This window comes from Asticcacaulis sp. AC460, assembly GCF_000495795.1.
Lineage (GTDB): Bacteria > Pseudomonadota > Alphaproteobacteria > Caulobacterales > Caulobacteraceae > Asticcacaulis.
This window is the reverse complement of the sequence record NZ_AWGD01000025.1, coordinates 189,414-213,872: the sequence shown is the minus strand read 5'-3', so window position 1 is coordinate 213,872 and position 24,459 is coordinate 189,414. Positions and strand designations below refer to the sequence as shown.

Here is a 24,459-nt window from a genome sequence, read left to right as displayed (position 1 = left end):
TTTTGAATGTATTTTATATACATTTAATACCTGCAAACCGGGGACAATCCTATGGACGACACGGGCTTTCGTTTTGGTCTGGCGGAAGCGGTGGCCATCGCTGTGACGCCGTTCAGCCACAGCGCACGCATCAACCGCGCCGTCGCCGCCGATCCCACCCTGAAAGCCTACCTCCAGCGCCCTCGCCCTTCCCCGCCCGACGAGGCCCCGCTCGAAGCCGGTACCACGGTCCGCCTGCGCTTTCCCTACGAAGGGCTGGGCACGGCCACCATCGCGTCCATCCGCCGCGGCCCGTGCGGCCTGGACTACGAACTGGATATCGCCGATCCGCATGGGTTCGGCGACACATGGTTCGTGCCGCGCAACCGCATCACGCCCGCCTGACCACCGAAAGGCCGCGCCCCTTGCGCCTGATGGCATTATGACCGATGGTGAGGCTTGGCTTTCAGGGGAAGATCATGCGCCTCAGCTTTCTCGCCGGCCTGGCGGCCGTCTCGCTTGTGACCTCCATCACGCAGGCCAGGGCACAAACCTTTTCCCTCAACCAGGAGGCCTACCAGGCTACCTATCAGGGTGTAAAAGCCAACTATGTCGCCCAGCCTGGCGACGTTGCGGCGCTGGCCCAATCCGACATCGATCCGGCACGTCTTACGGCCGGCGATCAGGCGTTATTCTCGGACAGGAACGGCGCCGTCACCTACAAGGCCGTCGGCCGTCTCGATGAATCGGGAACGACGCCGGAACGCGCCTTCAGCCTGGGCGCCACCTCGCCGGATGACAATTACCATCGCGTTTTCGTCATGGGCCCCATGGTCATGATCCTGAAGGGCCATTACCGCATCGTCGGAAAGGCCCTGTGTCGCGACTGGCGTTCGGCCGAGCTGATCCTGACACCTAACACCCTGTCGACGCAGGACCTCTCCGGATTTGCCTCGGCCATGCAGGGCGCGGCCCAGGCCAATCTCGATGCCGGCGTGGTCTGTGAAGCCTACACCGCTCAAGGGGAAGACGATTATCTGGCTGTAGGCCTGAACGAACAGGGGGGCTACCTGGCCGCCAACAACGGCCCAAACGCCAGAGAACACCTGGTTCCAGTCAAGCCCCTGTCGGAATTGATCAAGCTGGTCCGTGAGGCCGTTGCAGCATCGGGACAGTGAAGTAAAACACACTACCCTGCCCCGGCTTCGACGTGAAGTCGATCGTCCCGCCGATCATCTGCAACAGTTTGCGGCAGGTCGACAGTCCCAGGCCGTGACCGGGATAATCGTCCCGACGGTTCAGCCGGCGGAACACGGCAAAGACCTCTTCGCGATAGGCTTCGTCGATCCCGATACCGTTGTCGCGCACCTCGAACCGCCAGACATGGCCCTCGGGCCGCGCCGATACCCGGATGTCCGGACGCGTATCGCCGTGGCGGAACTTGACGGCATTGCCGATCAGATTCTGCAGCACCGCCTGGATCACCGTCGGCGTCGCGGTCACGACCGGCAGACGATCGGCCACGACCCGCGCCGAGGCCGCGGCGATGGCCGGCGAAAGCCCCTCCAGAACGTGCTCCAGCACAACATTGCAGTCGACCTCGCTCAGCTCGACCGGATCGCGGCCGACGCGGCAAAACTCGAGAATATCCTGGATCATCTGCTTCATGGCGCGCGCATTGGCAGCGATATAGTCCAGGTGCCGGCGGCCGATCTCGTCCAGTTGCTCGCGAGAATCCTCAAGCAACATGGCCGCATATATGTTCATCATCCGCACCGGCTCCTGCATGTCATGCGAGCAGATATAGGCGAAACGTTCCAGCTCCTCGTTGGACTGTTTCAGGCTGGCATTCAGTGTCATCACCTCTTCGCGCTCGACATAGAGGTCATAATAGATCAGCCCCACCAGCGCCCCGGCTGACAGCAGGACCGCGGCCACCATCGACACCCACAGCTTCAGCCGCGCCTGTGCAATGCGCAGGTTCAGCAGGCGCTCCAGTTGGTCGACGCTGACCACCCACAGATTGTCCAGCGCACCGCGCATTTCTCCAGCGGCGGCCGGCGAAGCCACGACACCCGACGTGTTGCTGACATACCTGCTGACGGCACGCGACAGGGTGACCGACGGCAGGGCCAGGGCGGCGGTCAGCGAACCGTCATCATGCTGGATCGCCCGGTTCAGCGAATCCTCCACCGCCTGGGCAGATTCAGCGATGCGGCTGATATCCCCCTGCACGGCGTCAGCCGAAGCGCCCCTATCCCGCCGCGCCAGATCCGCCGCATGGCTGCTCAAACCCGGCAGATCGGTCACCGCCGCATGCATTAGATAGTAGGTGTCCGACCGCGGATCCAGAGTCAGATTGGTCTCATCAGCAATCTGACGCAGAAACGCCCGTGCCTTACCGCAGGCCGCGGTTCCGTTGCTGAGATCGGCCAAGATCCGGCTCCCCTCGGCCTCCAGCTTCGGGATCGTTTCACCCCGCCCTCTGCCGCCGAAGCTTGAACGTGCGGGCACAAGCCATGCATCGCATACGGAAACGACATTCCACGTCCGTCGCAGATAGGCGGTGCCGGACAGCTCCTTTTCGGCGAAGGCAATCTCACTCGCGCTGTCATGCACCACCACGCCCGACAGGACGAAGACCGGCAGCAGGACGGCCAGGGCGATCAGCAGCAGCTTGCGGCGGCGTTTGAGCCGAACGACCAGGTCGCTAAGGCGAGCCCCCAGAGATGCCATACCGCTATCAGGCCGCGCGAACCTGGTGCAGGAAGGCCTGGACCTGGCTACGCAGGGTGGCAGCCTGTTGCGCCAGTTCCGACGAGGCGCCCAGGACCTGGCTGGCGCCCGCCCCGGTCTCTTCGGCCATGCGGGCGACGGCGGTGATGTTGGTCGTCACCTCAGTGGTGCCGGCCGAAGCCTGGGTCACCGCATGGATGATCTCATGGGTCGCAGCGCCCTGCTGCTCGACGGCGGCAGCAATGGTGGTCGACGACTCCCCGATGGCGCGAATGGTACCGGTGAAGCCGGTGATGGCATCGACCGCCTGCCGGGTCGTCGCCTGGATGCCGGCGACATGGGTGTTGATCTCGGCGGTTGCCCGCGTGGTCTGCTCGGCCAGGGCCTTGACCTCGGCGGCGACGACGGCGAAGCCTTTTCCCGCCTCGCCGGCCCGCGCCGACTCGATCGTGGCGTTCAGCGCCAGCAGGTTAGTCTGCGACGCGATGCCCGAGATCATCTCGACGATCGTGTTGATGCGGCCGGCCGCTTCGCTAAGGCGATGAACGATGGCGGCGGTGGCATCGGCTTCGGTGACGGCCTCGCGGGCCTTCTGCAGCGAATGCTCAACCTGGCGGCCGATTTCACCGACCGAAGCCCCCAGTTCCTCAGCCGCACCGGCGACCGAGGTGACATTGGTGCCGGCCTCTTCCGCCGCCGCCGACACGGCGACGGCCTGGCTCGACGATTCCTGGGCTGATGCGCTGAGCTGCGCGGCCGTGGCCTGCATTTCGGTCGCCGCGGACGATACCATCTCGACAATACCGCCGACGGCGCCTTCGAACTGATCGGCCAGGCTGTACATGGTTTGCTTGCGTTCGATTTCCGCCATTTCGCGCGCCTCGGCCGTCTCGGCCTCCAGTTCGCGGTTACGGATCATACCGACGCGGAAGACTTCGACGGCGCGCGCCATGTCGCCGATTTCGCTGCGTTCGCCGGCATTGGGAATCTGCACCTCGGTATTACCCTTGGCCAGCACGCCCATCATGTCCGACATGCGACGGATCGGCATCGAAATGGTACGGATCATGACGAAGCCGATGAACAGGCAAATCCCCCCGGTCACGGCCAGGGTGACATAGATCAGGACCTGAGCGTCCTTGCCCAGTTTCTCACCGGCGGCGGCGACGATATTGCCTTGCGTCACCTGGTAATCGCGCGCCTTGCGGATGGCGGCGCGCGCCCGGTCGACCGGTGCCCGCATGGTTCCGAACAGCATCTGCGAGGCCCCGGCGGTATCGCCACTGCGCACATATTGAAGATGGTCTTCAGTCAGGGCGAGGTAGGCGTCAACCGAGGTCTTCAGTTCGTCAGCGATGGGGCGCTCCTCGGTGGTCGTCACCGTAACGAGATATTGCTCCAGCGCCTTGTGCAACTTGGCCTTGGTGTCGTCCAGCTTGCCGTACATAGCCGCCTGATCATCGCCGCTCACCAGCAGAATCTGCCCCTGGCGCGAACGATAGGATTCGAACTCCTGGGTCAGGTCGCCAAGATAGTTGGACGCCGGCAGCCAATTGCCCGACACGTCCGCAGCGGCGGTATTGACCGCGCTCAGCCGGTGAACCGAGAACAGACCCAGACAGACCGTCGCCGTCAGGACGATCGCGAAAGCCAGAATGACACGCAGGCGGATGGACAGATTTTTCAACGCACTTCCCCAGAACTGGTGGGGCGAAACCCTCATTACGCCCCGGTCAACACAACGGGACCCGGACTCAACGCCCGGTTCCCAACGTCGCGGAAGTTGTCACAGCCTGGTTAAGCCCGCGTTAATTTCAAACAGATGTTCGGCTGACATTTCGCACCATGTTAGCAAAATGTATCTCCAGAGACGAATTACGGATAATTTTTATACAGTTGTTCGAGAGTGGTAGTCCGTTGCCTGAAACCGGATCGCGTCCAGCGTACCGAAGATCACAGGCAGAGTCATGGCGGTGGTGATCTCCGCGCCCTTGCAGGCGTTCAGATTGGCGATACCCGAAGCCGCGACGATCAGGGCCTGAGCGCCCAGCCCATCGAAATGGGCCGGTCCGGTCATACCGGCCAGGGCCCGTTTCAGAAAATGCCCCCGCAGGGTGCGCAGACCGGCGGCGGCCGGACGCCATTCCGGATCCCGACTGGCCGCCAGGGCGATTCCGAAACCGGCGCGAGCCAGTTCGAACGCCTGGTAGGGCCTCAGACGTTCATAGGTGCCGTCGATATCGCGGATCGTGTAGCTGGAGCTGCCGTCCAACTCCATGCGGGTCTGCTGCGGCGGTACCAGCCGCGCCAGACCGGTCCGCACCAGGTCCGGCTGCGACGGGAAATGATAGGCCACGGTGGACGGCGCCAGATTCGTCTGTTCGGCGATCGCCCGGTGGGTCACCCCAGCCACGCCCCGTGCCGCGATCAGGTCGCCGGCGGCCTGGGCGATGAGGTCCTGGGCACCTTCCACCGGTTCATCCGCCTTCAGGGCGGCGCCGGCATAGCGGCGCAGGGCCAGGATATGGCGGTCGAACAGCACCTCGTCCCCCGATGCAGGCCCCGGTGGGCACAGCCCACTACACAGCCGGCCAATGCACAGCTTCTGCAGCCAGCGGTAAGAGTCGATGCCGCCCAGCGCCAAGGCGTAAGCGCTCTCATCGATCAGATAACCCTGCAACAGGGTCGCCAGGTCGAAGACCGGTGCCGGCTCAACCTGCGCCACCAAGAACTGCAGGAAGGCGAAACGATGCCCGATCCACGTCGCCATGGCCGGCGAATACTCCGGTCCTGAAACATTGAACAACAGTTCGCTGAACAGCAGGGTCTGCGGCCGCAACAGCGTCGTCAGATCTGCCACCACGGCTTCGACGATCTGAGCCAGAGCGGTGGCCGGCAGGACGGTGCTTCCGCCCAGCGCCTCTCGCCAGCCATCCAGATAGGCGGCTTCACCTGTGGCGGCAAAAGCCACCACCTGTTCGACCAGGGCCTCCTTCTGGCCGAATTGATAGGACAGGATGGCCACCGTTGTGCCGAGCCGCGCCGCCAGGGGCCGCAGGGTCAGCCCCGCCACGCCCTCGGCCGCGACGATATCGAGCGCGGCGGTGGCCACGTCCTCGATTCGCAGAGCTTTTCTGGGCGCCATCGCGATTCCTTCCGGTCCGGAAGGCATAGTTCACGAAATCATATGCCCATCAAGGGCTTGACGGAAATGTCAGACCACACGCCGCGTTGGCGCCACGACGTTGTGCACCTGGACACCTTCCGTCAGCCAACCTATGGCATCGCGCGTCCGGCTGAATACTCGTGAGGTAATATCCGGAAACAACGGGTCGAAGGCTTCGATTCGCGCAGCCCGCGTGGCATCGTCGGTGACCACGGCAAAACGCGTCGGCGTGGGCCCGCCCGCCAGGCTGCGCCACTGATCGGCCAGCGCGCGAAAGTCCTCGAACTGCAGGATGTTGATAAAGGCGCGGATGTCGAACAGCCGATTATACCTCCACGGCTCTTCCAGGCTGCGATAGACCTCGTCCGTTTTTTCCAGCAGGTCACTACCGTAAACAATGCCGCGCAACTTAAAGGTCACGAAGTAGGCGTGATCGTTGATCTGAACCGTTATCCTGTTCGGCATGGCAGGCACCCCGCTCCTTCAACCAAGGCGAGAGCCTACCATTATACTACGCTTTTCGGACGTCCGACACCGTTATTTGCGGTTGAGTATCCCGCTACCAGACGATGTGACTCAGCACATCGGCCTGGCCGGCGTTCAGCACTGTGACAATATTGCCGCCGCCCAGGTCGATGACGACGTTCGCTCCGGCCTGGCTGACCAGTGCCGCATTGGCCGTACCACCGGTGTAGGCGTGAATATCGAGCAAATCGCCCTCCGCCGCGTCGAAGTCGGCCACCGTGTCCTTGCGGTTGCCCAATTCGAACAGGAAGACATCTGCCCCGCCCTCGCCGGTCAGAAGGTCGTTACCGCCCAGACCGTTCAGCCGGTTGGCGCCATCATTGCCAATAAGGCTGTTGCCGACACTGTTACCGGTTGCGTTGATATCGTCCGTGCCTGCCAGTTGCAGCGTTTCGACAAACCGCCCGGTCAGACTGTAGCTGACCGAGGCAATGATCTTGTCATTGCCCTCGCCATTGGCTTCGACGACGCGGTCGCCAGCCGACTGCACGACATAGAGATCGTCCCCCAGGCCGCCGACCAGCCGGTTGTCGCCGCCCTCGCCTGACAACATGTCGTTGCCGAGCCCGCCTTCCAGCGTGTCGTTGCCGTTGCCGCCGTTCAGGTTGTTGTTGCCTGCATTTCCGGTCATCCGGTTGGCCAGGCCATTGCCGTAGCCGCTGAGATTGGCGGTCCCCGACTGGACCAGGTTCTCGACGTTTTCACCCAAGAACCAGGTGACCGAGGTCTGGACCGTGTCGATGCCGGCACCAGAGCTTTCCGACACCACGTCGCCGGTGGTATTGACCACATAGGTGTCGTTACCCGCGCCGCCGCTCATCGTGTCGAAACCGGCCCCACCGCTCATCGTGTCAAAACCGGCCCCGCCGTCCAGGACGTTGTTGCCGGAATTGCCGACCAGCGTGTTGGCCAGGCTATTGCCGGTAGCATTGATGTGTCCGGTCCCCGTAAGGGTCAGGCTTTCCACATGGCGACCATTCAGCGAATAGCTGGCGGACGCGAAAATGAGGTCCGAGCCCTGTCCGCTGGTTTCGATGACATTGTCACCCGTCGCCTGGACATAGTAGGTGTCGTTGCCCAGCCCGCCGATCAGAGTGTCGTTGCCGGCGCCGCCGTCCAGCGCATTGGCGCCATCATTGCCGGTGAGGCGATTGGCGAGGCTGTTGCCGACCGCAATCAGATCTGCCACCCCGGTTAGGGTTAGGCTTTCAACGGCCCGGCCAAACAGCGAATAGCTGACCGACGCGAACACCGTATCCGTGCCTTCGAAGTGGGCCTCGTCGACCCTGTCGCCGCTATCGTCGACATAGTAGGTGTCGTCGCCCAGGCCGCCGGCCAGGGTATCCGCACCTGCCCCGCCGTCAAGCCGGTCATAGCCGTCACCGCCGATCAGGCTGTCATTTCCGCCCGCGCCGGCCAGGCTGTCATCACCGCCGGCACCGTCGATCGTGTTATGGCCGTCATTGCCGGTGAAGCTGTTGGCCAGCGAATTTCCGGTCAGACTCAGGTGCGCCTCACCCAGCAGGACGGCATTCTCGACGGCGCGTCCGAACAGCGAATAGCTTACCGAGGTAAAGACAGTATCCGTGCCTTCCAAGTGCAGTTCGTTGACCTTGTCACCGGCGTTGTCGACATAATAGGTGTCGTCGCCCAGCCCCCCGGTGAGGGTATCGTTACCGGCGCCGCCGTCGAGGCGGTTGGCGCCGCTGTCGCCGGACAGGCGATCCGCGTACACCGAGCCGACGATATTTTCGAACTCTGCCAGAACATCCGTTCCAGCGCCACCGGTGGCTTGTAAGCCTGTCAGAGCCAGGCTGACCGTGACACCGCCGGACGCATCAGCGTAACTGGCCGTATCATGGCCGTCACCACCGTTCAATTGGTCGTCACCGCCACCGCCACTGACCCAATCCGCGCCGGCGTCACCCTGGAAGGTGTCATGGCCCGCATCACCAATAAAGGTATCGTTGCCGTCACCGGCCCAGATATCGGCGATCTCAACATTGCGCACTATCGTGCCGTCCGCCAGCGTCGAGCCCCAGGCAGTTCCGGCTTCGGTCATGTTGAAAACAAAGTCGCTGGTCGCGTCGAAACGGACGTACTGGAACTTATCGTGCCCCTCACCTCCGTCGATAACATCAGTGCCACCCAGGCTGACCAGCCAGTCATCACCAAGGCCACCCTCTATCGTGTCCTGGCCGGTGTCGACAAAATGGAAGTCTCCGGACAGCTGATCGCTGCCGTCGCCACCAACAAGGCTATCATTGCCTGACCAGCCGTAGAACTGATCGCTGTCCGCCGACCCGACCAGCGTATCGTCGCCGCCGTCACCGAAGCCGGTGGTGGGGCCTGCGCCGCCCTCGATCAGATCGTTGCCGTCACCGCCGAACAACCGGTCATAGTCGTCACCGCCATTCAGACTGTCGTCACCGGCACCGCCTTCCAGCAGGTCTTCACCGGCCCCGCCCGCCAAGGTGTCGTTGCCGTCCTCACCATAAAGGGAGTCGTCGTTCGCACCACCGTCAAGAACGTCGCCACCGCCCCCCCCGTACAGAGCATCGTTGCCGCCATCGCCGTACAGGATATCATCATCGTCACCGCCTTCGATCAGGTCGTCACCGTCATTACCCGACAGCGTGTCGTTGCCGACCTCGGCATATAGCGAATCCTCACCCGTGCCGCCATCGAAGACGTCATTCCCGTCGCGGCCAAACAGCACGTCATTGCCGTCGCCCCCATTAAAGTTATTGGCTTTCGAATCGCCGCTCAGGCTGTCACTAAAGTCGGAGCCAGTAAGATTTTCGATCGACACGTAGCTGTCATCGCCGTCACTGCCAAACGATCCCGCAAGAGACAGGTCAGCCGTCACCCCGGACAAGGCTTCCGCGTACGACACCGTGTCACTACCCTCGCCACCATCCATATGGTCGCCATCGCGACCGCTGACCAGCAGATCGTCTCCTAACCCCGCCTCCAGGGTATCGTTCTGACCGCCCCCGGCTAGTGTGTCGTTACCCTCTCCCCCCACGAGGAGAGTGTGGGCACCGGTGCCGGCGCGAGCTAGGTCGTTCCCGCCACCACCGTAGAACGCGCTGGTGCCCGTATCGCCCAGATAGGTGTCGTTACCCACCCCGGCATAAACATACACCGTTTCTGTATTTCTGATGATCGTCCCGTCGGTCAGGCTCCCACCCGTTGACGTGGTTGCCCCTCTTATATCGAACACCTGGCCGACCAACTCGCCAAAGCGTTGCAAGAGCAAGGTATCGGCCCCGGTCCCTCCGTCGACCAGGTCGGTGCCGCCACGGCTCGTCAGATTGTCGTCGCCGGCGCCGCCGTCCAACGTATCGCCCCCAATGGGCTCGTCGGCATTATCATCTATGAGGCTGTCGTCTCCGTCGCCACCGTCGAGAACGTCACCGCCGTCATCACCAAATAGCGTATCGTTGCCGCCGCCGCTTCGCAATGTGTCGTTACTCAAACCACCTTCAATACGGTTGTCGGCTTCACTGCCGGTCAGACTGTCGCGAAATTTCGATCCGATAAGGTTTTCGAAGTCGATCAAAGTATCGGTACCGCTCCCGCCGGTGACCTGCAAAGCGGTCGTTGCCAGCGACACGCTAACATTCCCAGTCGCGTCGATGTAGCTAGCTGTGTCATTACCAAGTCCGCCATTCAGACTGTCATTGCCCGCGCCGCCGATAATCAGATCGTTACCCGCCTCGCCCTTGAGCGTGTCCGCCCCGCTGCGGCCTTCAAGCCGGTTGCCAAGGCTGTTGCCGGTCAGATCGTCGTTCCGTTCAGACCCGACGATGTTCTCTATACCACTGCGGTCAAAGTATGCTGGAGCGCTCGGCTCCCACAAATATGTCGTTACCGCCCCAAGGAGTTGGTAGTCCACGGTGTCATCACCGGCGCCGCCGTACAGATAATCGTCGTAGTCGGCGGACACCAAGTAGTCGTCGCCGGCCCCGCCGGATAACTCGCCACCGTTAACCGAGGCCGTAAGCGTATCGTCGCCGTCACCTCCCTCCAGCAAACCGCCAATGCCCCAGTCATCGCCGCCGCCGCCGATAAAGGTGTCGTAGGTGGCCCCGCCGAGAAAAGTGTCGTTGCCTGATCCCAGTTCAACCTTCACCTTCTCAACCTGGCGCACAATCGAACCATCGGCCAGGACTACGCCTTCCGCCGTCCCCAAGATATTCATATCGATGGTGAAATTCAGCGCGCTTCCGGAGCGAACAAAAGTCAAGATATCCGAACCTTCCCCACCATCGATGATATCGACGCCCCCAAGGCTGTACAAATCGTCGTCACCGCCGAGTCCCGTGAGTAAGTCATTTCCAATATCGATGGAATCATTCCCGCCGGAAAGCCGGTCGGAACTGTCAGACCCCACCAAACTGTCGTTACCATCATCGCCCCTGAAAACGGCATGTCCTGTCGCCGTAAATGTATCGTTGCCGGCTCCACCTCCCCCCACTATCTGGTAGCTACCGCCGCCGATCACATCATTTCCGTCGCCACCGTCCACACTCGCGTAGCCATCACCGAAAATGGTGTCATTGCCTGCTCCGCCGTACAGGTAGTTGGCGCCTCCGGTTTCGGTGATATTATCATCGCCCTCATTGCCGAAAATGGTATCGTCCCCTAGACCACCCGACAAAACATCATCGCCGCCTTTTCCGCTGATCTGGTCGCTCCGCGTTGTGCCGAGATAGGTGTCGTTGCCGGCCGTTCCGGTATACACGGCCTGCATGACACCCTGCTCCGGCGTCAGCGCCGGCGCATGGGTAAACATATCCAGTTGAATGGCTGATGCATGCGCGTCGTCGCGCTTTCCGAACGAAGCGGCCACGGCCTTCCCCCCAATCGATAAAAAGACCGGGCGAGACTAGGATAAATCCGGTGATTTGCCCACTGCCTTTTGAGTCATATCTGAAAAAGGCGTAAGCCCGTGTCTTACCACACCATCTGAGTCAGGGCGTCCGCCCGCAGGGTATTCAGCACAGTGATAACGTGACCACTGCCGAAGTCAATCAGCACATAACCGCCGGCCTGGGTCACCAGTGATGCATTGGTGACGCCATGCATATAGCCATGGACGTCGATACAGTCGCCCTGCGCCTTGCTGAAGTCCGTAATGGTGTCGGCACCACTGGGAAAACCAAAGACGAAACGGTCCGCGCCCGCGCCGCCGCTCAAAACATCATTACCACCGCGGCCATCCAGCACATTGTTGCCGGCATTCCCGTTCAGGGTATTGGCCAGGCTGTTGCCGATCGCCTTGATATTGCTGATTCCCGTCAAGGTCAGGGTTTCGACATACCGTCCGGCCAGGTCGTAATCGACGCTCGCATAAATGACATCGGTCCCGAAGCCGCTGGCCTCGACCACGACGTCGCCGGTCGTCTGGACGTAGTAGGTGTCATCCCCCGCTCCCCCGGCCATCGTATCATGGCCCGCCCCGCCATCCAGCACATTGTGGCCCGCATTACCGTTCAGCCGGTTGGCCAGGCCGTTGCCGGTGGCGGTAAAATCGCCGCCCCCCGTCAGGGTCAGGATTTCGGTCTGGCTTCCCGCCAGCGAAAACGACAGTCCGGCCATGACATGGTCGTTACCTTCGCCGCTCAGTTCGCTGATCGTATCGCCGGCATTCTGGACATAATAGGTGTCGTCACCGAGGCCGCCGCGCAGCAGGTTGTCGCCGGCGTTACCGGTCAGCACATTGTTGAGGGCATTGCCCGTACCGTGGATGTTCGCCGTCCCGGTCAGGGTCAGGTTCTCGACATGACCGCTCAGCGCGTAGGTGACGCTGCTGAGCACCGTATCCGTCCCCTGCCCCGCGGCCTCGACCACGCTGTCCGCGGCAGTATTAACGACATAGCTGTCGTTTCCGGCGCCGCCCGACAGCGTATCCGCCCCGCCGGCGCCATCCAGAAGGTTGTTGCCGCTATTGCCGGTGATACTATTGGCCCAGCCATTGCCCGTGCCGTCAATCACCCCGGAACCAGTCAGGATCAGGTCCTCCAGTACCGCTCCCAGGGTGTAGCTGACCGCCGCACGGACCAGGTCGCGCCCACCGCCAGCCGCTTCGACGATAAGGTCGTCAAGTGTGGATACCCCATAGGTATCGGCCCCCAACCCGCCAATCATCGTATCCGCGCCCGCCATGCCGTCAAGGTAGTCGCCGCGACGGGTTCCCGTCAGGTGATCACTGCCGGTCCATCCGAAGAGTCCCTCGAACCCGGTCGCGAACACGATCCCGGCGCCGGTCTCCTGCGCTCCTTCGATACGCAGGTCGAAAACCAGGTTGCCCGCGACTCGGATGCCCAGCCGGTCAAAGCCCGCACCGCCGTCCAGGGTATCGCCGGAACCGCCCACCACGATATCGTCGCCCAGACCGCCCTCGATGAGGTCCGTTCCACTGCCGCCGATCAGGTTGTCGTTGCCGTCGCCGCCGTCGAAGAGGCTATCGAAGACGCCCCCGACGATCTGATCGTCGCCATCGCCACCAGAGATATCCCCCTGCGCCCAGATGAGATCTTCGCCGTTCCCGCCCTCGATCGTGTCATAGCCGGCGGACCCATAGACCTCGTTGCGCTCACCTCCCAGGATCAGATGGAAGGCTTCGATACCGGTAACCATGGTCCCCCCGTACTCGTCGAGATAGACCTGGCCCAGCCAGTAGACACCGCCATATTCGTCATGTGAGCGGTCCAGGATCAGGGTATCCGTCCCATCGCCGCCATCGATCATTTCGCCATAGCCGCCGCGGACGTAGATCACGTCGTCGCCGTCGCCGCCACTGAGCGTATCACTGCCGTCCTGCCCGAAATCGCCGTCGTACAGGGTATCGTTACCGCCGCCGCCTGACAGCTCATCATCGCCGCCATAGCCATACAGGGTGTCGTCAGCCGTGTCGCCGCTCAGGGTGTCGTTCTCCGGCCCGCCCTCATAGAGGGCCAGAACCGGCGCCTTGCCGTCCGCAAGAGTCCAGATCGATGTCGTCATAGTCCCACCTCCGGGCGAAACCATGCACCACGGCAGTTAAACAAAGGCGAAGACCGGACGCCTGCTACCACACGATGTGGCTGAGCACATCGGCCTGAGCCGCGTTCAGAACGGTGATCAGGTTGCCACCGCCCAGGTTGATGACCACGTTCAGACCGGCCTGGCTGACCAGGCCGCTATTGGCCACCCCGCCGGTATAGGCGTTGACATTGATCAGGTCGCCGTCCGCCACGGTGAAGTCGGTAATGGTGTCCGAGCGGCTGCCGGTCTGGAACAGGAAGGTGTCCAGCCCGCCATTGCCGGTCAGGATATCGTTGCCGCCCAGCCCGTTCAGAGTGTTGCTGCCGCTATTGCCCCGCAGCGTATTGCCCAGGCTGTTGCCGGCGGCGTCGATGTTCGCCGCGCCGGTAAGTTCCAGAACCTCGGCATAACGCCCGGTCAGGTTATAGGTCACGCTGGCATAGATGGTGTCGAAACCCTCGCCATTGTTTTCGACCACCTTGTCGCCGGTATTGTCGACCCAATAGCTGTCGTCGCCCAGCCCGCCGGCCATCGTGTCCTTGGCAGCACCGCCGTTCAGGGCGTTGTTGCCGGCATTACCTGTAAGAGCGTTGCCTAGCGTATTGCCGGTAGCGCTCAGGTTCGCCGTCCCCGTCAGGATCAGGTTTTCGACCAGTTTTCCGGCCAGCGAATAGGACATGCCGGCATAGATCAGGTCCGTCCCCTGACCTGCCGCTTCCGTAACCACGTCGCCCAGATCATCGACATAATAGCTGTCATTGCCCAGCCCACCGATCATCGTATCGACACCGGAAGCGCCGTCCAGCACATTATTGCCGGCGTTGCCCGTCAGAACATTGTTCAGGGCATTGCCCGTTCCATTGACATTGCCAGTGCCGATCAGTTCCAGCCGCTCGACCTCTACGCTCAACCCATAGCTCACCGAAGCCTGGACAAGGTCATCGCCCTCCCCGGCCGCCTCGATCACAACGTCACCCGCGACATTTACGACATAGGTGTCATTGCCCAGTCCACCGGTGACGGTGTCAACGCCAGTGTCGCCATTCAGGAGATTGTCTCCCGAATTACCGGTCAGGCTGTTGGCCAAAGAATTGCCGGTTGCGCCCAGATCCTCGCTACCAGTCAGGATCAGGTTTTCCACCTGCCGACCGGATATCGAATAGGTGACGTTGACATAGGCCGTGTCGGTGCCCTCTCCGCTGAATTCAACAATCTTGTCTGCGCTGTTGTCGACATAATAGGTGTCGTTCCCCAGTCCCCCGATCAGGCTGTCCACACCTCCGGAGCCGTCCAGAACATTGTTTCCGCCGTCGCCGGTCAGCGTGTCGTAACCGAAGCCACCGGTCAGATTTTCGAAGGCCGTCAGCGAGTCCGACCCTTCGGAGCCGACATTCTGGTAGCCCGATACCGCCAGACTGACCGCAACGTTTCCGCCGGCATGAAGATAGCTCGCCGTATCGATCCCGGCGCCACCATCCAATTCATCACCGCCGCTCCCGCCCTCGATGATGTCGTTACCGTCCTCCCCGAACAAACGGTTGAAACCAATTCCGCCGGACAGGTTGTCATCGCCCACACCGCCGTAAAGAAAGTCGTTATCTGCTCCACCCGTCAGTGTGTCGTTGCCGCCGTACCCGTACAACCTGTCCGTATCGTCGGCCCCATCGAGACTGTCGTCACCGTCGCCGCCCTCCAGAGTGTCGTTACCCTTGCCCCCGGTCAGGGTATCGTTACCGTCGTCACCCTGCAGCAGATTAAAATCGTTCCCGCCGTACGCGATGTCGGCGCCGCCGCCGCCGCTGAACGTATCTCTGCCTATATGACCATAAAAGGTATCGTCGCCGCTTCCGGTGGTAAAGGCGCCGTAATCGACCCGGCGGATGATTGTACCGTCACTCAGTGTCACGCCTATCGTCGAAGTCATGCCCCGTGCGTCGATCAACATAGCCGTCGAAACCGTCGAACGATCATAGACCACCATATCGGTATCGACATAGCCGTCCAGAATATCGCTGCCGCCATAGCTGTAGAGCGTGTCGTTGCCCAGATTGCCGTAAAGCGTGTCGTTGCCGTAAGGCTGGCCGGCTATGTCGTCGACCAGCACATCGTTTTGATCGCCGCCATTCAGGCTGTCATTGCCGTCATCGCCCCTTATGACGTCGCTGCCACTTCCTCCGCCCAGTGTATCATTGCCGGCATCGCCGACAATGGAATCAACGCCGGACGTACCGGCATAGGTGTCGTTGCCCGTGGTGCCGACATAGTCAGCCCACATGAACGAACCGCCGAAATCGGCAAGCGACAGTACCGTCCCCTCACTACGCTTTACAGAAAGTCGCGACATGACACCCTCCCACAGTTTAACTTGAAAAGCAGTTTAATCCTAAATTAACCCGCCGGAAACGGTTTTATTTCCTGCCGTCCGGCATTACCACACCATGTGGGCCAGCACGTCAGCCTGCGTCGCATTCAAGACCTTGACGATGTTGCCGCTCCCCAGGGTGATCACCACATCGCCCCCCACCTGGCTGACCAGCCCGGCATCGGCTACGCCGTGGGTATAGGCATTGACATTGACGGTGTCATTTTCGCCAGCGCTGAAATCGGCCACGGTATCCGTCCCGCTGCCGGCCGAAAACAGGAACACATCTGCCCCGCCGCCGCCGGTCAACGTGTCCTTGCCGCCGGCCCCGTCCAGCACATTCGTTCCCGTATTTCCGATCACGGTATTGGCCAGCGAATTGCCGGTGCCGTTGATGTCCCCCGCCCCGGTCAGGATCAGCACTTCCGCCGCCCGCCCGAAGAAGGAATAGGTCACCGAGGCGTAGACCGTGTCGGTGCCCTGCAGGTGCAGTTCGGCGACATTGTCGTAGATGTTGTCGACATAGTAGGTGTCGTCCCCCAGCCCCCCGGTCATCAGGTCACCGCCCGTCCCGCCGTCCAGCACATTGTTGCCCGAGGTTCCGGTCAAGGTATTGTTCAGCGAATTGCCGGTTGCATTCAGATGCCCCGTCCCGGTCAGAATAAGCGTCTCCACGGCCCGTCCGAACAGCGAATAGCTGACCGAGGAATAAATGGTGTCGTCGCCTTCGTGATGCAGTTCGACCACGCGGTCGGTCTCGTTCTGGATATAATAGGTGTCGTTGCCCAGACCGCCGCTCAGCACGTTGCGCGCACTATTGCCGGTCAGCACATTGCCCAAACCGTTGCCGGTTCCATCGATCGCCGCCGCCGCCGTCAGGACCAGTTGCTCCAGGTCCGCGCCCAGGGTCCAACTGACCGAGGCCTCGACCACATCGGTGCCGCCGCTGAAAAAGTTCTCGTCCTGGTCGCTGATGACATCGCCGGCATTGTCGACGACATAGGTATCGTTCCCCGTGGCCCCGATCAGGGTGTCCGCCCCGCCGCCGCCGTCCAGCCGGTCGTGACCGCGGTCGCCGCTCAACCGGTTGGCACCGCTGTTGCCGATCAAGGTGTTCGCGGAATAGTTACCCCAGCCATTCAAGTCGGCCGTCCCGGTCAGATACAGATATTCGGTATCGCCGCCGACCAGGCTGTAATTGACCGAGACATACACCACGTCGACTCCGCCACCGCGGTATTCGACGATACGGTCCTCGCTGTTCTGAACATAGTAGGTGTCGTTGCCCAACTGGCCTTCCAGCGTATTGATGCCGCTGTTCCCAGTCAGGATGTTGTCCCAGTTGTTGCCGACGCCCTTGATATTGCCTCGGCCCGTCAGGGTCAGGTTTTCCGAATATTGATCCAGCATCGTCGAGTGCGAACTGAAGAGCGTGTCGATCACCCGCGTAATGTCAAAGCTGCGCGTCACGATCAGGTTGGCGCCCCGCCCGTCTGAGATCTTATAGCCAAGGCTCACCGGACCGAAATAGTTGGCCGGCGGCGTCCAGCTATAGCTGCCGTCGCCGTTGTCGACCAGGACGCCGCCCGCGATGCTCAGGCTGTGAGTGCTCAGGCTGTCGCCGTCCGCGTCTGTATAGCCGGCCAGAAGGTCCGCCGCGCTGATGGTATAGACCGTATCCTCGGTTCCGGTCTCCAGAATCCCTGCCGCGCCGGTCAGTTCCGGCCCGTGATTGCGCATTAGGACGGTGGTTTCGATATCGTTGCTGGCCGTATCGGTCCAGGCCAGAGCGACATTGCCGTCCGACAGCAGGGTCGCCGTGACATAGCGGTTGTTCCCCGCGCCGGTCACCGTCACGACCATGCTCAGCGCCGCCCCGGCCTGGTCGAATATCCCGGCCTTCAGCAGGCCGCTGCCGCCATCGACCTCGGTCCAGGTCACCAGCAGCGATCCGTCCGGGAGGCCCTGGATATCGGCCAGCAAGCCGGTATTCCCCGACGCATTGGGATCGAACGACGCCACCACTCCGGTCGACAGATCGGCCACGAACACCCGCGACTGGCTGTTGAAGGCGACCTTGAAATCCCCCAGCACCGAGATATCGGCATCGAACGACGACACCGGATAGGTGCCCGGCTTCACCTCGACCCGCACCCCGACGGAAGCGCCGGAGGCATCATAGGCCTGCAGGCTCAGGAACGATGTGCTGGTCGACCGCCCGGTCATCCAGCCGGCGATCCAGCCACCACCGGGCCTGCCGGCGACACTGCTGCCGCTGTCGCCGGCATTGGGATTGGGCGCCCAGCCCTCATAGGACAGGGTTGTGGCCAGGTAACGTATCTCGCCGCTGCGTTGGCCGTAGATATTCAGCTTCTGGCCATGCAGGTTGTGATCGGCGTTGCTTGGGTACTGCTGCCCGCTCCAGGTAACCATGAAGGTACCGTCGCTGAGGCGGGCAATGTCGGGATTGATCTGGTCGTAGACCGGCGCCGCACTGACCGTATAGGGCGAAAACAACGCGTTGCCCAACGCGTCGAACTTGCGCGACACGATCACGCTCGGATCATCGGCGATACCGAACTTCGACCCGGAGTCGGTATAGACCACAAAGAAGCCGCCGCCGGTCTCGGCCGCCACATCGGCGCCAGTCGCCGGCAGATGGTCGGCCACCACGATCTCCCCGCCTAGCTTGTCGCCCTCGCCGTCATAGACCTGAGCGTACAGGACGGTGCCCAGCGCGGCCGTGCTGCCGTACCACGTGACGACATAACCGCCGCCATCCAGCCCCGTGATCTCGGGCGCTCTTTGCGTGCCGGCGGTGGTGGTGTTGACGGTCTCGACGGGTTCTACGGTAAAATCAGCCATGGCCTGCCTGCAAACACGGTTGGAACGATAAGGCACACATACTGAACGGCCGAAGCGGGCTCCGGCCGTCGCTACATTATGATATTACCGGCAACTGCGCCATGACGAGATGCGCAGCGGGAAGTAAAAACACGAAAAATCCGTAGATCAGGCGACGCGGACGCCGTTGCAGTAGGTCAGCGCGTGACCGGTCGCGGCGGAGATATCCACCCGCGACAGCACAAACCGATGCGGCACGGGCAGGACTTCGGTATCCTGCATGAAGTCATCGATAAAGACAGCCCGACCATAGTTTTCCAAAGCCTGGCGGATGTGTTCGAGACGCATGGCCCTGGCATAGGCCCAACGGCAAATTTCCTCTGTCATAGACATGAAACTTTTTCCTTATCTGCCCTGGGCGTAAATTATGCCCGCGAAAAAATAAGAATGAAATGTGGAGCCAGGCAAGTGCGCCGGCGTGCGGGGTCGCAAACCGGCGTCATGGTCACCATATGATATGGCTGAGCACATCGGCCTGAGTCACCCCGAGCACCGTCACCGTATTACCACCGCCCAGATTGATCAGCACATTCGCGCCCACCTGCGTGACCATGCCATTGTTGGCCACGCCATTTGTGATGGCATGGATGTCGATGCTGTCGTTCTGCGCCGCGCTGAAGTCGGTGACCGTGTCCTTCCAGGTACCGGCCATGAACACGAACACATCCGAGCCCAACCCACCCGTGAGGCTGTCGTTGCCGACGCCACCATCCAACCGGTTGTTGCCGCTGTTGCCGGTCAGGCTGTTGTTCAGCGAATTGCCGGTGGCGTTGTTGTTGCCCCCGCCCGTCAACGTCATGACCTCCACCGCGCGGCCAAGCAGTGAATAGGTCACCGAGCTGAACACCGTGTCGGTGCCCTGGAGATGCTGCTCCTGGACGTTGTCGCCCGCATTATCGACATAGTAGGTATCGTCACCCAGCCCACCGACCAGCTTGTCAACGCCTGCGCCGCCGTCCAGCACATTGTTCCCGGCATTGCCATTCAGCGTGTTGTTTAGTCCGTTGCCGGTGCCGTTCAGATTGCCGGTCCCGGTCAGGGTCAACACCTCGACCGCCCGTCCGAACAGCGAATAGCTCACCGACGAGATGATGGTGTCTGTGCCTTCGAGATGGTTCTCACCAACACTGTCAGCAGCATTGTCGACATAGTAGGTGTCGTCACCCAGCCCGCCCAGCAGGCGGTCAATTCCCGCGCCGCCATCCAGCACATCATTGCCGGCCGCACCATCCAGCGTGTTGTTGCCGCTGTTGCCGGTTATCAGGTTGTTCAGCGAGTTGCCTGCGCCGGTCAGGTTGCCGGTCCCGGTCAAAGTCAGGACCTCAACCGCGCGTCCGAACAGCGAATAGCTGACCGACGAAAGGATCGTGTCAGTACCTTCCAGATGGTTTTCACCGACGCTGTCCGCAGCATTGTCGACATAGTAGGTGTCGTCACCCAGCCCGCCGACCATCCGGTCACTACCCGCGCCGCCATCGATGCGATTGGCGTTGGCATCACCGGTCAGCTTGTCATTGAACCCCGAGCCGGTCAGGTTTTCGAAACCGAGCAACATGTCGTTAGTCACGCCACCGGTCGATTGCGGGCCGCTGAAGGCGAGGGAAATCGTAACCCCGCTGAGCGCGTCGGCGTAGCTGATCGTGTCGATACCGTCGCCACCGTCAAGGTAGTCGTTGTACCCTCCGCCCCCCAGGATCAGATCGTCGCCACCGCCTCCCCAGACAAAGTCGCTATTGCCCGCGCCAATGACGGTGTCATTGCCATGGCCCATCATAACGTCGGCGAATTCAACGTTACGGATCACCGTACCATTGGCCAGGGTAACCCCGGCCGCCGTCCAGGCCTGTGTCATGTCGAGGGCAATACTGATCTTGGAATCCGCCCACCGAAGTTGCAACGCATCCAACCCGTCGCCGCCATCCAGCACATCCGTTCCACCGCCGCTGGACACCATGTCGTCGCCGAGGTCACCGAAGATCGTATCATTGCCGTAATCGAGATTGCCGGCATCACCTCCAAGGATCACGTCGTTCAAGGCGCCACCAAGCATAGAGTCGTTGCCGGCGTCACCGTAAAGCGTGGCATTGCCCGCGCTGCCGACGGTAAAGGTATCATTGCCGCTGCCGCCATAAGAGAGATTGGAGCTTCCTTCGCTCCAGATCTCATCATCACCCGCACCACCGCTAAGCCTCTCATCCGGACCGGTACCGCTGGTCAGGGTGTCGTTGCCGTCGCCACCGTCCAGGCTGTCGCTGCCGTCGCCGCCCATGAGCAGATCGCCGCCAGTTCCCCCCGACAGGGTATCGTTTCCGGCATCGCCGTTGAGATTGTTCGACAATCCTGCCGCCAGGCTGGCCTGGTCGTTACCAGCCCCACCGGAAAAGGCATTGTTGCCGAAACCACCGACGAAGGTGTCGTTTCCAGTCCCGCCGATCACATAGAGGTTTTCAATGTTTTTTACTGTGGAACCGTCGGACAGGACCGCACCTTCCGAGGTTCCGGCCAGGCTCATATCCATCAGCAGCCCGGTTTCGGCAGCCGTCCGGAAGAGATAGAGAATGTCGTTTCCATCCCCACCGTCGACTTGGTCGGTGCCGCCTTGACTGGCGATATTGTCATCCCCGTCGCCACCGCTCAGCGTATCGTTGCTGGTCAGATCCGCGGGTATATCTCCTACCAGGCTGTCATTGCCACCACCACCATCCAGGCTGTCTCCTCCAGAGGCACCGTACAGGGTATCGGCGCCGTTACCGCCCGCAAGCCTATCGCCATCTTCCCCCCCATCCAGATGGTCGTCGCCCTCTTCGCCCGTCAGCGTGTCGCCCCCAAGAGTACCATACATAGAATCGTTGCCGTCCGCTCCCGACAGCTCATCATCTTCGCTGCCGCCATACAGGGTGTCATTGCCGTTGCCCCCTGCCAGGGTATCGCGGCCGCCTAACCCCGATAGCAGGTCATCGCCATCGCCGCCGTCCAGCCGGTTGTCATCGAAACCGCCGGTCAGGTCATCACCGTATGCTGAACCGATCAGGTTTTCGATGGAAAAGAACATGTGACCGGTCGAAGACCACGCGTTCGCCAGATTGGCCGAAACTCCGTAATCCGCTCGGATCAGGGACGCCGTATCGACACCTTCGCCGCCTGTCATGTAATCCCCATAGCTTGCCCCGATAAGCAGGTCGTTGCCGTCACCTCCCGCCATATAACCGCCGGTGGTCCCGGAATCGAGGACGTCATCGCCCGCGTCGCCGATCAGGTGATCATATGCCTCCCCCCCGTTCAGCGTGTCGTTGCCGTCCATGCCATACAGGGTATCTTCCGTACCACCGCCCGAGAGAGTATCCGCCCCGGCGCCGCCGTAGAGTTGGTCAAGCTGACCGTTGCCGATAAGGGTGTCATTGCCGTCGCCACCGACCAGCGTATTGCGGATGCCGTTACCGGAACTCGCCCAGTCGTCTCCGCCGCTACCATCGAAGACATTCGTTCCCGCACCGCCGGTATAGGTGTCGTTGCCGGTTCCGGCATAGACATACACATTTTCCACGTTCTTGACCGTGGTACCGTCATACAGGACGATACCGTCAGCCGTATCTGAACCGCTGGTATTGATCACCCGGCCTACCGTGTCGTTCCAGCGATGGAAGTACAGCAAGTCCGCGCCAGCGCCACCATCGATAAGGTCGGAGCCGCCGAAACTGGTCAACTGATCGTCGCCGTCACCACCGATAAAGGTGTCCGCCGCGCCATCCGAGCCATCGGTATTGTCGCCCATCAGGCTGTCATTTCCGGCTCCGCCATTGAGGCTGTCCATCCCGTTGGCGCCGATCAAGGTATCGTCGCCGCCCCCGCCTTGAAGCGTGTCGGCGCCGTCCCAGCCGGTCACCTGATCATTGCCGGCGCCCCCGTCCAGCAGATTGTCCTGCTCGTTTCCGATAAGGGTATCGTTAAAGGCGGAACCGGTCAGGTTCTCGATCGAGAACAGGATGTCGGAACCCGTAACCCCCGTATATTGAGCGGAACCATCCTGCACATCTAGCGTCACATAAATTCCGGCCGTCGCATCGGCATAGGACGCCGTATCCCGCCCCTGACCGCCGGAGATTTCGTCGTTTCCGGTGCCGCCTTGAAGGATATCTGCGCCATTGCCTCCCATAAGGGTGTCCTTGCCGGCGCCACCCGTTACCTGGTTGCTTCCCGCATCGCCGTTGAGATAATCATTGCCATTGCCGCCGGTCAGCGTGTCGTTGCCGGCGCCGCCCTCCAGCGTGTTGGAACTTCCCTGGCCCGTGCTGGCCCAGTCATCGCCGGCGCCGCCGACAAAACTATCCAGACTTGCGCCACCGATAAAGGTATCGTTGCCCGCCCCGCCCCAGACATAGGCGGCCTCGACATTTCGGACGAACGCGCCGTCGCCCAGGGCGAAACCGGTCGCCGTCGCGGCCTGAGCGACATCGTAGGCAAAGCCCACCGTCGCACTGCCGCGGCGAAGATAGAGCCAATCCGTGCCCGCGCCGCCGTCAATCTGATCGGCACCTTCGCGGCTGGTGATCTTGTCGTTGCCGGCACCGCCATCCAACGTGTCGGCCCCAACGCCGCCGCCAAAAAAGTCGTCTTCCAGAGTGTCGTCGCCGGCTCCAGCCGCGATCGAGTCGTTACCGTCACCGCCGGTCATCAGGTTATCACCATCACCCGCGGTCAATGTATCATTGCCGCTTTCGCCGGTGATAAAACCGCCGCTGGCCGCGTCGGTGATCAGATCGTCGCCATCGCCTCCGGAAACTGAATCGCTCTCCAATCCGGTGGTAATGGTGTCATTGCCGCCTTCGCCCCAGATGGTGTTTCCGGCGCCCGCCGAATCCTCGATAAGGTCGTTGCCATCACCGCCCCATATCCGGTCGCCTCCCGCATCCCCGCGCAGAGTATCGTTTCCGCCGTCGCCATAGATAAAATCGTGTCCTGCTCCCGAGGAGACCAGGTCGTCCCCCTCTCCGCCGCTCAGGCTGTCGCTCAGGCTGTCCGTCACCCCGTCCCCGACAAGGGTGTCATTGCCGCCCTGCCCCGAGAGACTGGCCGCCAGGCTGCTGCCGACGCTGGCCCAGTCGTCGCCGTCGCCGCCGGCAAAGCTGTCCTTGGCGGCTCCGCCCGAAAACGTGTCGTTGCCGGCACTTCCGAAAACACCGATCGCTTCGACGTTCTTCAGGATCGTTCCGTCAAACAGGATACCGCCCGTCGCCGTGGAAACGCCGGCCGTATTCAGGTTCACTCCCGAAGTTGCCGTGGCGAAGGACACAAACGCCGTATCCGCACCGTCGCCACCGTCGACGACATCGCCACCTGCCGTCGCCCAGAGCGTATCGTTGCCGCCGCCGCCGTTCAGCGTATCGGCGCCAAAGCTGACGCCGCCGTCACCGTTGAGAAAGTCGTTGCCATCGCCACCGTTCAGCAGATCATTGCCTTCGTAGCCAAGCAGTGTGTCCAGCCCGATGCCACCATCGAGACTGTCGTCGCCCGTTCCGCCATTGATCGTGTCATTGCCGGCAGCCCCGGACAGGGTGTCGTTGCCGTCATTGCCGGAAATGGAATCGGCGCTGCCGGTGCCACCGTAGGTGTCGTTACCTGACGTGCCGTTATAACTGGCCTGGGTCACAGCCCCCTGGACCGCCAGAGTCGGCGCGCCCGACAACAGATCCAGTTGCAGAGCCGATGTGTGCGCGTCATCGCGCTTGCCGGAAAGTACGGACATAGTCTCCCC

General features: G+C 61.8%; 12 protein-coding genes. 2 read left to right on the top strand and 10 right to left on the bottom strand.

Features of this window, described 5'->3' with window-relative positions:
• Positions 1-51 precede the first annotated feature (51 nt).
• On the top strand, positions 52-384 hold the full coding sequence (locus ABAC460_RS39185; RefSeq protein WP_023454215.1) for a hypothetical protein: 333 nt from the start codon (positions 52-54) through the stop codon (positions 382-384).
• A 74-nt stretch (positions 385-458) separates the two neighbouring features.
• Positions 459-1,157: a hypothetical protein gene (locus ABAC460_RS39180; RefSeq protein WP_023454214.1), complete on the top strand. Its 699-nt coding sequence runs from the start codon at positions 459-461 to the stop codon at positions 1,155-1,157.
• On the opposite strand, the gene ABAC460_RS48410 is transcribed toward ABAC460_RS39180, so the two are convergent.
• The 10 genes from ABAC460_RS48410 to ABAC460_RS49810 all read right to left on the bottom strand — a co-directional run bounded on the left by ABAC460_RS48410 (position 1,117) and on the right by ABAC460_RS49810 (position 24,450).
• Positions 1,117-2,715 carry a sensor histidine kinase gene (locus ABAC460_RS48410; RefSeq protein ID WP_023454213.1) on the bottom strand — a complete coding sequence of 533 codons (1,599 nt, stop codon included), beginning with the start codon at positions 2,713-2,715 and terminating at the stop codon, positions 1,117-1,119. The genes ABAC460_RS39180 and ABAC460_RS48410 overlap by 41 nt on opposite strands.
• A 7-nt stretch (positions 2,716-2,722) precedes the next feature.
• Entirely contained in the window at positions 2,723-4,402 is a 1,680-nt protein-coding gene (locus tag ABAC460_RS39175) for a methyl-accepting chemotaxis protein (protein WP_023454212.1), read from the bottom strand.
• A 201-nt stretch (positions 4,403-4,603) separates the two neighbouring features.
• Positions 4,604-5,860, bottom strand: coding sequence for a TetR family transcriptional regulator (locus ABAC460_RS39170; RefSeq protein WP_023454211.1), 1,257 nt, complete (start codon positions 5,858-5,860; stop codon positions 4,604-4,606).
• A 69-nt stretch (positions 5,861-5,929) separates the two neighbouring features.
• Entirely contained in the window at positions 5,930-6,346 is a 417-nt protein-coding gene (locus ABAC460_RS39165; RefSeq protein ID WP_023454210.1) for a hypothetical protein, read from the bottom strand.
• Between the two features lie 94 nt (positions 6,347-6,440).
• Positions 6,441-11,264: a beta strand repeat-containing protein gene (locus ABAC460_RS49820; protein WP_023454209.1), complete on the bottom strand. Its 4,824-nt coding sequence runs from the start codon at positions 11,262-11,264 to the stop codon at positions 6,441-6,443.
• Between the two features lie 104 nt (positions 11,265-11,368).
• Positions 11,369-13,420 (bottom strand): calcium-binding protein, encoded by a 2,052-nt coding sequence (locus ABAC460_RS39155; protein ID WP_023454208.1) that lies wholly within the window; start codon positions 13,418-13,420, stop codon positions 11,369-11,371.
• Between the two features lie 64 nt (positions 13,421-13,484).
• Positions 13,485-15,785 (bottom strand): beta strand repeat-containing protein, encoded by a 2,301-nt coding sequence (locus ABAC460_RS39150; RefSeq protein WP_155914672.1) that lies wholly within the window; start codon positions 15,783-15,785, stop codon positions 13,485-13,487.
• An 84-nt stretch (positions 15,786-15,869) separates the two neighbouring features.
• Positions 15,870-18,668: a cadherin-like domain-containing protein gene (locus tag ABAC460_RS49815; RefSeq protein WP_023454206.1), complete on the bottom strand. Its 2,799-nt coding sequence runs from the start codon at positions 18,666-18,668 to the stop codon at positions 15,870-15,872.
• 147 nt (positions 18,669-18,815) lie between these two features.
• Positions 18,816-19,040, bottom strand: a complete 225-nt coding sequence (locus ABAC460_RS39145) for a hypothetical protein (RefSeq protein ID WP_155914671.1) — start codon at positions 19,038-19,040, stop codon at positions 18,816-18,818.
• A 112-nt stretch (positions 19,041-19,152) separates the two neighbouring features.
• Positions 19,153-24,450 (bottom strand): calcium-binding protein, encoded by a 5,298-nt coding sequence (locus tag ABAC460_RS49810; protein ID WP_023454204.1) that lies wholly within the window; start codon positions 24,448-24,450, stop codon positions 19,153-19,155.
• Positions 24,451-24,459: the final 9 nt, after the last annotated feature.